Origin of the sequence: Actinospineispora eucalypti, from assembly GCF_039543365.1 — a bacterium.
Taxonomy (GTDB): domain Bacteria; phylum Actinomycetota; class Actinomycetes; order Mycobacteriales; family Pseudonocardiaceae; genus Pseudonocardia; species Pseudonocardia eucalypti.
Window position 1 is genome coordinate 17,250 of record NZ_BAABJP010000022.1, and the last position, 10,876, is coordinate 28,125.

10 protein-coding genes are annotated in these 10,876 nt (G+C 69.3%); 3 read left to right on the forward strand and 7 right to left on the reverse strand.

Translation table 11 applies throughout. The annotated features are described in order from the left end of the window. Positions 1–19: 19 nt before the first annotated feature. Positions 20–1,267 carry an FAD-dependent monooxygenase gene (locus ABEB12_RS22240; RefSeq protein ID WP_185066040.1) on the forward strand — a complete coding sequence of 416 codons (1,248 nt, stop codon included), beginning with the start codon at positions 20–22 and terminating at the stop codon, positions 1,265–1,267. A gap of 252 nt (positions 1,268–1,519) precedes the next feature. Here ABEB12_RS22240 and ABEB12_RS22245 read toward each other — a convergent pair whose 3' ends face one another. The 4 genes from ABEB12_RS22245 to ABEB12_RS22260 form a co-directional block, all read right to left on the reverse strand. After that, a complete protein-coding gene (locus tag ABEB12_RS22245) occupies positions 1,520–2,803 on the reverse strand; it encodes an ABC transporter permease (protein ID WP_185066039.1) in 1,284 nt (427 codons plus the stop codon). Between the two features lie 986 nt (positions 2,804–3,789). Continuing rightward, positions 3,790–4,911 carry a GNAT family N-acetyltransferase gene (locus ABEB12_RS22250; protein ID WP_185066038.1) on the reverse strand — a complete coding sequence of 374 codons (1,122 nt, stop codon included), beginning with the start codon at positions 4,909–4,911 and terminating at the stop codon, positions 3,790–3,792. Between the two features lie 257 nt (positions 4,912–5,168). Continuing rightward, entirely contained in the window at positions 5,169–5,927 is a 759-nt protein-coding gene (locus ABEB12_RS22255; protein WP_185066037.1) for a phosphatase PAP2 family protein, read from the reverse strand. Beyond that, on the reverse strand, positions 5,924–6,265 hold the full coding sequence (locus ABEB12_RS22260) for a hypothetical protein (protein ID WP_185066036.1): 342 nt from the start codon (positions 6,263–6,265) through the stop codon (positions 5,924–5,926). Before ABEB12_RS22260 ends, ABEB12_RS22255 begins: the two co-directional genes overlap by 4 nt. Positions 6,266–6,594: 329 nt before the next feature. Here ABEB12_RS22260 and ABEB12_RS22265 point away from each other — a divergent pair, with 329 nt between their 5' ends. Together ABEB12_RS22265 and ABEB12_RS22270 are read left to right on the forward strand one after the other, a co-directional pair. Next, positions 6,595–7,308, forward strand: coding sequence for a response regulator (locus ABEB12_RS22265; protein ID WP_185066035.1), 714 nt, complete (start codon positions 6,595–6,597; stop codon positions 7,306–7,308). A gap of 25 nt (positions 7,309–7,333) precedes the next feature. After that, entirely contained in the window at positions 7,334–8,683 is a 1,350-nt protein-coding gene (locus ABEB12_RS22270; RefSeq protein ID WP_185066034.1) for an ATP-binding protein, read from the forward strand. A 43-nt stretch (positions 8,684–8,726) separates the two neighbouring features. Here ABEB12_RS22270 and ABEB12_RS22275 read toward each other — a convergent pair whose 3' ends face one another. From ABEB12_RS22275 to ABEB12_RS22285, 3 genes are all read right to left on the reverse strand, one after another. Continuing rightward, a complete protein-coding gene (locus ABEB12_RS22275) occupies positions 8,727–9,563 on the reverse strand; it encodes a COG4705 family protein (protein ID WP_221498816.1) in 837 nt (278 codons plus the stop codon). Between the two features lie 345 nt (positions 9,564–9,908). After that, positions 9,909–10,322: an SRPBCC family protein gene (locus ABEB12_RS22280; RefSeq protein WP_185066032.1), complete on the reverse strand. Its 414-nt coding sequence runs from the start codon at positions 10,320–10,322 to the stop codon at positions 9,909–9,911. Between the two features lie 157 nt (positions 10,323–10,479). After that, on the reverse strand, positions 10,480–10,644 hold the full coding sequence (locus ABEB12_RS22285; protein ID WP_345703042.1) for an undecaprenyl-diphosphate phosphatase: 165 nt from the start codon (positions 10,642–10,644) through the stop codon (positions 10,480–10,482). Positions 10,645–10,876: the final 232 nt, after the last annotated feature.

A 10,876-nucleotide genomic window follows, 5' to 3' on the forward strand; every position in this document is an offset into this window, starting at 1 on the left:
GCGAAAGAGGCATCTCATCATGAGAATCGTCTGCATCGGCGGCGGGCCCGCCGGGCTCTACTTCGCGATCTCGATGAAACGCCGCGACGCTGGTCACGAGATCACCGTGATCGAACGCGATCCGCCCGGCGCCACGTACGGCTGGGGCGTCGTCTACTGGGACAACCTGTTAGACATGATGTTCACCAACGACTTGGAAAGCGCCAAACAAGTTCGCGCGAAATCCCGGTTGTGGCAGGAGCAGGAAATCCGCCACGGCCAACGGACCGCGTATCTGGCCGGCTACGGCTACAGCACCGAGCGCGCCACCTTGCTCGGCATTCTCGCTCGTCGCGCCAACGCCCTGGGCATCAAGGTCATCCACAACCGCGCGGTAAACAGCCTGGTGGACCCGGCCGGCTGGGCGGCTGACCGCACGCTGGCCGATGCCGATCTCGTGATCGGCGCCGACGGCGCCAGCAGCGTCGTGCGCGGCCTGTACGAGAACAGCTTCGGGACCCGCAAGGAAACCGGCGACAACCGGTACATATGGTTGGGCACGCCGAAGGTTTTCAACCGGTTCACTTTCGCGTTCGAACGGACCGCGTTGGGCTGGCTGTGGTTCCATGCGTACCCCTCCAGCGCCCGGAACAGTACCTGCATCGTTGAATGCACCGCACAGACCTGGCGAGCACACGGGCTCGACCGACGCGATAGCGAGGACAGCGTCCGCGAACTCGAGAAGATCTTCGCCAGCCACCTCGACGGGGCGCCCCTTCTCGACAAGTCACGAGGACAAGCGGCACGCTGGTTACGCTTCACCGAGATCAGCAACGAGGCCTGGTACCACAACAACGTGGCGCTGGTCGGCGACGCCGCGCACACCACCCACTTCACCATCGGTTCCGGCACCCGATTGGCGATGATTGACGCGGTCGCCCTCGCCCAGTCAATCTACGAGAACCCGAATCCCACCGACGCCCTGCGCACCTACGACGCCCGCCGCCGGGCCGCGCTGCGCAACACCCAGGCCTCCGCGCGAGCCAGCCAAGCCTGGTTCGAGAACATCGATCACTACCTCGAACAGGACGCGGTCGACTTCGCCTACTCCATGTCCAGCCGCCAAGGCGAACAACCGCCCTGGCGCTACCAAAAGCACCTCGCACACCAGATCACGCTGGCCCGGCTGACCCGCCGCTGCTACCACAGCGCGCAACGCTGGTACGGCGCGCGCCGCCGCGGCGAGGTGAGCACGCCGCCGCTGTCCCGGCGGATCAGGTCCGGGTGAGCACGACCCATCCATCGCGGTACCGGCAGCGGTGATCGCGGTCCGTGACCGTAGCCAGCAACAGCGACCGGCGCGATGGCTTCTCAGTTTGAGTCCGACAAGCCGGAGTGCCCGGAGCAGCGCCGGCGGCGACCGACCCGGGCGCGGCGGCCTCGGATTCAGGCGACCGCGGGTTCAAAGGTATAGAGCGCAGATTTGATGGTGATGTGATCGGATTGTGTCGTGCCTGTGGGTCCGGGCAACCGTATCCGGCTACTCGAAGCGCAGCGCTTCGACGGGTTTGAGTCGTGCCGCTCGCCAGGCCGGATAGCTTCCGGCGACGAGGCCGATCGTCAGGCAGATCCCGAACGCGCCCGCGATGGGCCAGATGGACAGGACCGGGTGGAACGAGCTCAACGGCCCGCTGGCGGCGACCCCGCCTGCGGCCGCCAGTGCTTGCTCGAGTGCCACAATCCCCGCGACGCTCACCGCGACGCCGATCAGGCCGCCGAGCGCGGCGAGGGTGATCGCTTCCATGATGAACTGGCTGAGGATGGCCGAGTCGCGGGCGCCGACCGCTTTGCGGGTGCCGATCTCGCGGGTGCGGTCGGTGACCGAGACCAGCATGATGTTGAGCACGCCGATGCCGCCGACCAGCAAGGAGATGGCCGCGACCGCCGGCACGGCGTTGGTCACCAAGGTGATCAGTCCGGTGAAGGTCTTCACCCGGGAACCGAGGTCTTGGACCTGGAAGTCGTCGTAGCGCGGCTCGATGACGTGGTGTCGCTCGCGGAGTACCTGATAGATGGCCGTTTCGGCGGCAGATACCGCCGACGTGGAGGTCGCTTTGACAGTCAGGTGGCTGACCTGGTCCGCTCCCGCGCCGAAGTTGGCCCCGTAGACGCCGGCGCGCACCGCTTTCAGCGGCATGATGAGGACGCTGTCGTTGGCCGCACCGTAGGACTGCAACACACCGATGACCTTGAACAGCGAGTTGTTCACCCGCACGACGTGGTTGAGCGCGGCGTGCGGATCCGGTCCGAACAGCGTCCGGTCGGCCATGGTGCCGAGCACGGCGACCTTGGCGCCGGCCCGGTCCTCGTCGGGGGTGAAGAACCGGCCCGCGACCAGGGTCCGCTGTTGCGCCGCCAGGTAGTTTGCGCTGGTCCCGTCGATCTGCGCGGACAGGAATTGCACGTTCGGCGTCGTGACGGTCATGGCCCGGTTGGTTTGGCCGGCCGCCCCGGTGGTCGCTCCGGTAACCGACGGCACCAGCTCGGCGACCTGCGGGATCCGGCCGATGGCGGCTACGTCACCGTCGGTGAGCGGCCGGGCCGGCGGGCCTCCCGGGACCGGCGCCAGCTTCGGCACCACCGTGATGCTGTTGGCCACTGGTTCCACGGCGGTGTTGACCGCGCCGGAGACACCTTGTCCGAGCGAGGTGAGGAAGATGACCGCCGCCACGCCGATGACCAGGCCGAGCATGGTCAGGATCGAGCGCAGCCGGTAGGACCGCAGGCTCGCCCAAGCGATAGCCAGGACGTCTCTCAGGATCATGGCTGACCACTCCCCGCCGAGTTGGATTGGCGGTGCCCGTCAGCATCCCACCGCACGGTGGGTCCTTCACTGATAACCAGCTATGAATCGGAACCCAGGCCACCTCCGAGTTGCCTACCTCGCGACGACCGCGGCCGCGCGGCCCCCGCCGCATCTCGGTTCCCGATGATCTCCCGGGTGATGGTCTGCTCCAGGATGTCGGCGCATCAGTCGACCCGGCTGGCTGTGAAGGTCGGGGCTCGTCACCGTCGGCGTACTCGGTGATCGCGTTCATGGTCCACGCTCTCATCCCGCGTTCCCGCCCGCGCAGGCAGCCCACCTGAATGTCGGACCACTACAGTAGAATATCTACATATTTGGATGTGATGCTTTCTCAGCCAGGACGAACCGCGCGGGCCAGGAGGAGGACTCGATAGGCACCCCAGCACGGGTTGGCCGGCTGAGCAGACCACACCGCGCTGGAGGACCCAGGCACGATCGCGGATCTCGTTTCGCCCCACGGGCGGCGAGACGATGGCTGGGGCGCGCGGGCCGTCGAGCGGAGCTTCGGGATCGTCAACGACAGCGGCCGTGGCGACGCGAGCTGGGCACATCGTGAGCGCTGGGTCGCAGTGGCGGCGTCTCGCACTGCTGTTGTCGGTGGTCACCTTGGTCTGTGCCGCATACCTGCAGGTCCGCGATCCGGGGTGCCCGCTGTCGGGTGGTGCGGCCCACTCCGCTCACACGAGATCGTTTCCGGTCGTGGCACGGTCGGAATGTGGGCGCACGGACGCTGAGGGTGACGAGAGCGGTTGCGCCGGCGAGGATCGCCGGTTGCCTCCCGGGTCTCCGGCGGATGGAGCGCTCCGTGACCGCGACGGCGTTGCATGCCTCGCTCCAGCGTCTGAGGCGACCTTCCGCTGACGATTCTCGTGTTCCTCGGCGATAGCGCTCCGCGGTGGGCGTGGACGCGGCCGGGATCCTGTGCTACGTCGCGGGTCACCAACTCACCCTGAGCACCCTGGCCCGCGCGCTGGCCGCGACCGAGGCGGCACCAACGCGAGGGTGGCGGCCGGGCGGCAGATGACGGTGCTGGTGAGGGCGCCGGTCACGGCCCGATGTGAGTGGGGAGTGTTGTGGGTGGCCCGTTGCGCAGCGCGGTCTTGGCGAGGGCGACCAGGCGTTGACCGTGGCGGTTGTGGCGGGCGAGGTCGTAGGCGTGCCGCGCCGGCGCGGGCGTGATGAGCTCGACCGCCGGCGGGTAGCGGTAGGTCTGGCCGCCGAAGCCGAGCTTGAACTGGTCCGGCCCGGGCAGGCTCGTGCGGTCGAAGGGTTCTCCGGACAGCAAACCGGGTTGCCGTGTCCTGGTGCAGGCCGCCGAAGTCGAACCAGTCGTAGCCGCGCACTCGTGCCCAGCGGATCGCGGCCCAGATCACCGCGGCCGACGTGTGCAACCGGGCCACTTCGGGGTGCTCGCGGTCCAGCCCGGTGATGCGGGACTTCAACACGCCCCCGCAGCCGGTGAACAGCTCGGCCGCCACGGGCCGACCACCGATCTCCGCGACGAGCAGCACGGCGCGCCCGCCCGGTTCGAGCACCTCATACAGCAACCGCAGGTAGGAGGCAGGGAAGCTGGTGAAGCCTTGATACGCGGCGGTCCGCGCGGACAACTCGGCCAACGCGGCGATGTCAGCCGGTCCGCCGATGCGGACTCGCACACCGCGGCTTTCCCACTGGCGGGTCCAGGTGCGCAGCCGCCGGCTCAACCGGGCTCGCAGTTCGGCCTCGTCGCGGTCGAGCCCGATACGCAGGGTGGCCGTGGGCGCGATGCCCACGTCGGACTCGCGGAACCCCAGTTCGAACAGCTCGTCGCTGACGTCTTCGGCCCCGGGCGGAGGCTGGACCAGCAGCGCGCGCACGCCCCGCCGTCGCAGCCCGCGCAAGGCCTCGCACAGCGCCACTCGGGCCGTGTCGCGGCCCGGGCCGTGGGTGATCAGCGGCCCGTAGGGCAGGTAGGCGACCGTGCCCACCAACGGCAGCCCGCGCAACAACAGCTGCGCGCCCCCCAGCAACTGCCCGTCCTGGTAGGCCAGCAGGTACAGCGGCCGGTACCCCACCTGAGCCCGCAACGTCGCCCACCCGGACAGCTGCGGACATCCCCGCCGGCGAACTGGCCCGCCCAGCGATCCCACACCGCACGCCGCCAAGGCTCAAGCTCGGTAAGCGTCTCGACCGATACCACGCCCGTCAGCACCCTCCGCGCGGATCCAGACGACGTGTCGACGGGCTCCATCGGCACGCACGGGGGCGGCGCGCCAGCGTCCATCGGGCTTCCCTTCACTAGCCACCAGCCACGAACGTAGAGTTCCTACTGTAGCGATGCTACCTATGCGGGTGATCGGCCCGGCCCCGTCCACGTTTCCCGGTCGGGTCCGCTCCGGCAGAGGTCTTCGCCGGTCACGGCCCCGGTCCTGACCGGAGCAGCCGTCACGCCCAAGAGTGGTTCGGTGGTCACCAGTGGCCGCGGCCGCATGGTCGCGGCGACCTGGACAGCCCAGGCCAGCACCCGGCGGGAGAGCACGTAGCCGAGCGGGCTGATCACCGCCCCGAAGCCGAGGCCGGAGATCACATCCCACGGCTGGTGCGCGCCGACACAGACCCGGGCGAACGCCATCACCACCGCCGCCCCACTCGTCCACCAGCCCAGGCGGCGACTGACCAGGAACAACCCGGCCGCGCTCGCTCCGGCCATGACGGCGTGATCGCTGGGCAACGCGGGATCCGAACTAGCGGGGACAAGCAACAGCAGGTTGGTATACAAGGCGGCGGGGCGAGGTTCGCCGACCAGCGCCACGAGCGGTTGGTTGGCTCCCACCGCCACCAGCACCCCGAGTGGCGCCCACAGCGCCGCCGCCATCCGCGCCGTGGCCCGTGGTCTACCGGGCAACGCCGGTAACGGGGTGCCCCGAGGCGGCGTGCGCGAGGAGTCGGTACGCGCGGACCACCAGCCGGCCAGCAGGAGCACGGCGAACAGCGCCACGCCGTAGACCGCGTAGGCGCGGACGAGGGGTTGCAGCCAGGGCGTGGCGCGCGCGAAGTTGTTGATGGCCAGAAACAGCGTCGTGTCGAGTCCAGTCAGGCTCATGATCCACGCCGCCGGTCCAGCGCGGGCCCCGGTGGCTGGTGCGGGCGCAGAACGGTGGCGAGCGCGAGGGCCGGGTCGGTGTAGTGATTCGGGTGCCCGATCCAGCAGGTGATCATCTTGGCGAGGGCGTCGCGCACCTGGGGGTGGATCGTGGCGACCCCGCGGGAAGCCGGCCGGGTGGCGGCCCGCAGGAAGGTCGTGGCCGGTGGGGTGCCCGTGTACTGGCCAGGGCGTGCTCGATACCGGCCGCTGGTCACGGGCCGGGTGGCGAGGGTGAGCCTCCAGCACAGGTACCTCCCGTCGATCACACGGTTCGGCAGGCCCGCTTCCTCGCCCATTGATCCGCTTACCTCTCGTGGCAGCCTGATAGATCGCGTGACCGGCCACGGGCCGGGGGCGAGACCGCCGAGCAAGATGTGGGCCTGCCTGGACATCGTGAGCAGAGCGCCCCGGATCGCGCCACGAACCGAAGCGGTCATTTCCCGGCCTGGTCGGGGTCGCGCCACCGCGTCGTCGAGCGATTCCGCCATCGGGTGCGGCGCTGGTGTCGTCATGACACCGGATGCTCGTCTGTCGAAGATGTGATGATGATGAGGCTGGCTGGCCGTGCCGAGCCGGCGCATCTGGTTCTCATCCGGTTCTCATCCGCCCTCTTTACGCTGGCCGCATGCGTGTGTTGGTGGTCGAGGACGAGCCCCGGATGGCGGCGCTGCTCAAGCGCGGCCTGGAGGAGGAGGGCTACGCCGTCGACGTGGCCGCCACCGGACCCGACGGGTTGTGGCACGCGTGTGAGTTCGGCTACGACGCGGCGTTACTGGACGTGATGCTGCCCGGCATCAGCGGCATCGAGCTCTGCCAACAGCTGCGGCAACAGCGGCGGTGGGTACCGGTACTGATGCTCACCGCGCGCGACGCGATCAGCGACCGGGTCGCCGGCCTGGACGTCGGGGCCGACGACTACCTGGTCAAACCCTTCTCCTTCGACGAACTGTCCGCGCGGGTGCGGGCGCTGATCCGCCGCGGCGCGGTCGAGCGCCCCACCGAATTGAGCGCGGCGGACCTGCGGCTGGACCCGGCGACCCGCCGCGCGTGGCGCGGGGACGCGGAGCTGGAGCTCTCGACCAAGGAGTTCGCGCTGCTGCGGCTGTTCCTGACCCACCCCGGACAGGTGCTCTCGCGTACCCGGATCCTGGAACACGTGTGGGACTACGCCTACGACGGCACCTCCAACGTGGTCGACCAGTACGTGCTCTACCTACGCCGCAAGATCGACCGACCGTTCCAGCTGCGGCAACTGGAGACCGTGCGCGGCGCCGGATACCGGCTCCGCGAGCAACCCGTGCGCGAACGAGGGCTCGAACGATCCGGCGGGCGTCCCTGACCCCGCCGACCCGGATGCCGACCAGATGCCACTGAAACTTCGGCTGACCGCGCTGTTCGCGGTCGCGACCGCGCTCGCGATCGCGGTGACGGCGGTGCTGTTCCTGCACCAGCTGCGCGACAACCTCGACGACACCACGGACAACGAGCTGCTCGCCCGGCTGTCCGCGCTGACCCAGCAGCTGGCCGCCGGCACCGCGCCGCCGGTACTCGTCTCGGGCGCGCAGCTCACCCAGGTCCAGACCGTGGACGGCGCCGTGCTGGCCAGCAACGCCAGCGCCGCCGGATTCGACCTCTCCCCGGCGCGGCGCCAACAGGCGCTGGCCGGACAGACCGTGTTCACCACCACGATCGACAGCCGCCGCACCCGGATCCTCGCCGCCACCGCGCCGGCGGACGGTGCCCGGGTGCTCGTGGTAGTCGGCGCCGGCACCGACATCGCCGATGACGCCGTCGAACGCGTGCGCGCCGCGTTCCTCATCCTGGGGCCCATAGCGGTCGGATTGGCCGGGCTGGCCGCGTGGCTGCTCGCCGCCGCGGCGCTGCGCCCGGTCGAACGCATGCGTCAACAGACCGCCGCGATCAGTGCCCACGACCCCGAGCGGCGCCTGGCCGTACCGGGCACCCGAGACGAGATCGCCGCGCTGGGCACGACCATCAACGAGCTGCTGGACCGGTTGCACGACGCGCTGGAACGCGAACGGCGGTTCGTTGCCGACGCCGGCCACGAACTACGCACCCCGCTGGCCATCCTGCGCACCGAGCTCGAGCTGGCCGCCCGCCCCAACCGCGACGCCACCCAGCTGCGCCAGGCCATCGCCGAAGCCAGCCAGGAGACCGAACGGCTGATCCGACTGGCCGAGGACCTGTTGCTGCTGGCCAGGGTGGACAACCACCAACCCATCCTGCGCCCGACCCCGGTCCAACTCGACCAGCTGTTGCGCACCGCCGCCCGCCGGGGCAACGCCCGCGACCACCAGCCCCCGGTCACCGTCGAATGCCCAGCCGACCTGCGCATCACCGCCGACGCCGACCGGCTGCTGCAGGCGGTCAACAACCTGCTCGACAATGCCATCGGGCACAGCCCGCCCACCACCCCGGTCGCTCTGGCCGCCGCCCGCCGCCCGGACGGCGCCGTCGCCATCGAGGTCACCGACCAAGGTCCCGGGCTGCCTCCGGACTTCCTGCCCATCGCGTTCGAGCGGTTCCAGCGTCCCGAACACGCCCGTTCCCGCGATACCGGAGGGACCGGGTTGGGCCTGTCGATCGTGCGCGCCATCAGCGAGGCGCACGGCGGCAGCGCCCACATCGACAACCGCCCCTCCGGTGGCGCGGTCGCCACGATCTGGCTGCCCGCGACGCTGGTGGTGGGGTGAGACCCGATCGGGGCCAGGTCCCACCCCACCCGGTGTCCCCCTTTCAGCCACTCAGCGACACCAGCGCGCCGTTGGCTCGTTCCGGCTCGCCGGTCAAGCGGTTACGGGGAGCGGGCAGCGGCTCGAGCGGATCACGACGCAGCTGAACGGTCTGGAACACGACGAACCCGACCAGCGCGGCCAGCAGGGCGACCGAACCCCACAAGGTGCCCCAACCCAGGCCGTCCTCGTCGACCGGTTTGACCAGGTAGTCACCGCCGGCTGCGCCCAGCGGGCGGGTCAGCACGAACGCGACCCAAAACAGCACCGTGCCGTTGATCGGGGTCAGATAGTGCGCGGCCACCAGCAGCACCATGATCCCGGCGATCACGAAGAACGCGCCCCGGAACCCCAGCGGGGTGTCATGGGCCAACACGTCACCACTCGAGGTGCCCAGGGTGTTGGAGATCAGGATCGCCACCCAGTACAGGATCTCGCCCTTGCGGGTGGCGATGTTCTCCACGTCGTAGGTCTGCCCGGTGCGCCACCACACCACGAACACGGCCGCCAACATGGTGGCGAGGATGATCCCGCCCCAGGTGTAGCCGATGCCGCCGCCGTCATCGCTGGCGTGGCCGAACCCCCGGTTCATGAAGTCCGAGATCTCGGTGCCCACCGTGCTGGTCGACAACACCACCGCCCAGAACAGGCCCGCGTGAAACCGGTCCGCGCGCACCTGCAGGGTCACCACCACGCAGAAGAACACCATGAAGACGATCGCGGTGGTGGCGTAGCCGAGCTGGAGGTCGATACCGAACAAATCTCCCGCGGTCTCACCCAACGTGACCGCGATGGTTTTCAGCACCCAGAACAACACGGTGACATGCGGCAGCTTCCGCATCACATACCCCGCAGCGTGCCTGGGGACTTCCATACCTCTCCGCGAATGCTTCGAAGAGGACATCGCTCTCCCATCAGTCAGGCCCCGCGACAACCCGAGGCGACGAAACCGATCACACCGACCGGCGCGGTTGGTCACCGTAGGAACCCGTTGATGTGAAGCCGATGAGAAACAACCCGGTCGTGCGGCGAGATCACCCGCGAATACCGGCCGACGCACCCCGCGAGGACGGGGGTGCACCCCGCTGGCCGCCTAGCACCGATTCCGCGGCCACCGCCCGTCGTTACGCTCCGAGCCGATCTGGTCCGCGGCGAGTGCGCTCAGCGACCGGTCCAACCCCTCAGCTCACTGATCGATCGACCAGGTGACGAGCTCACTAGTCGCGGCACGGACCGCGGCCCCCAGGGGCCTGGCGATCAACCAGCGACCGCACCCGGCCGGCCCACGCGCCTCCTCATACTGCAACGAGGCGTGCACCTCGGTGGAATGGTCAAGGTCGACACAGGCGTAGTCGAGCGTGAAGGCCGCGCCGGCGCGGCTGGCGGTGAAGGTGACCCAATGTGGCCGCCGCCGCGTCAACGTGCACTCGAGCTCTCCCGGGAGCCGAAAGCCGCCGATCCGAACCCGCCAGCGCGAGCCGACCCGGGGCACGCCAGTATCGAGCCGGGCACAGACGAGCACGGCGGGAAGCGCAGCGGCGACGTGAGCGAAGTCCGCGATGTGGTCGGTCACCACGGTGAGCGGACGCGGCACGGTCACCGAGTGCGATTCCTCCAGCCAGCGGCCTGTCCGCCGGCGCGACGCGTACCCGCTGGGCGGACCCATTCGAGGGCGAGCACCGAGCGCATCCACTCGTTCCTCCGCGCACGCTACCGTCACAACCCCGCACTCAAGTAGAACAGCTACAGTAGAAACACTACATAATGCGATCCACCCGCAAGCCCAGCAACTTTTCGGCGATCGTCAGATGCCCGGTCGAGGACACCGGCAGGAACTCCGTCAGCCCCTCCACCACGCCCAGCGCCACAGCCTGCAGCAGATTCACCGCGCCACCCTTCGACTCACCGCGCGTGTTGGTCACGCGGCCGGGTCACCCTAGGAGCGCCAGATGTGAATTCTCTGGGACCCGGATGCCCGACTGAGAACTCGGGATCCGAACTCGCGATTGCCTGTTCGTCCACTGCGGCGTTGGCCGGGGCGCGGTGAACCGCTCGCGAGACCTGACACAGCACCTGCCCCCGCCTCGCTCCCTCTTGACGCGACCGGCTCAGGCCAGCAACATTCCGGCCCACTGGCTGCCTGGCCGAATGGCT

What these genes read in the sequence shown, in the direction of transcription:
- ABEB12_RS22240 (WP_185066040.1), top strand. Translation starts at nt 20, where the DNA reads ATGAGAATCGTCTGCATCGGCGGCGGGCCCGCCGGGCTCTACTTCGCG.
- ABEB12_RS22245 (WP_185066039.1), bottom strand. Translation starts at nt 2,803, where the DNA reads ATGATCCTGAGAGACGTCCTGGCTATCGCTTGGGCGAGCCTGCGGTCC.
- ABEB12_RS22255 (WP_185066037.1), bottom strand. Translation starts at nt 5,927, where the DNA reads ATGAGCCTGACTGGACTCGACACGACGCTGTTTCTGGCCATCAACAAC.
- ABEB12_RS22260 (WP_185066036.1), bottom strand. Translation starts at nt 6,265, where the DNA reads ATGGGCGAGGAAGCGGGCCTGCCGAACCGTGTGATCGACGGGAGGTAC.
- ABEB12_RS22265 (WP_185066035.1), top strand. Translation starts at nt 6,595, where the DNA reads ATGCGTGTGTTGGTGGTCGAGGACGAGCCCCGGATGGCGGCGCTGCTC.
- ABEB12_RS22270 (WP_185066034.1), top strand. Translation starts at nt 7,334, where the DNA reads ATGCCACTGAAACTTCGGCTGACCGCGCTGTTCGCGGTCGCGACCGCG.
- ABEB12_RS22275 (WP_221498816.1), bottom strand. Translation starts at nt 9,563, where the DNA reads ATGCGGAAGCTGCCGCATGTCACCGTGTTGTTCTGGGTGCTGAAAACC.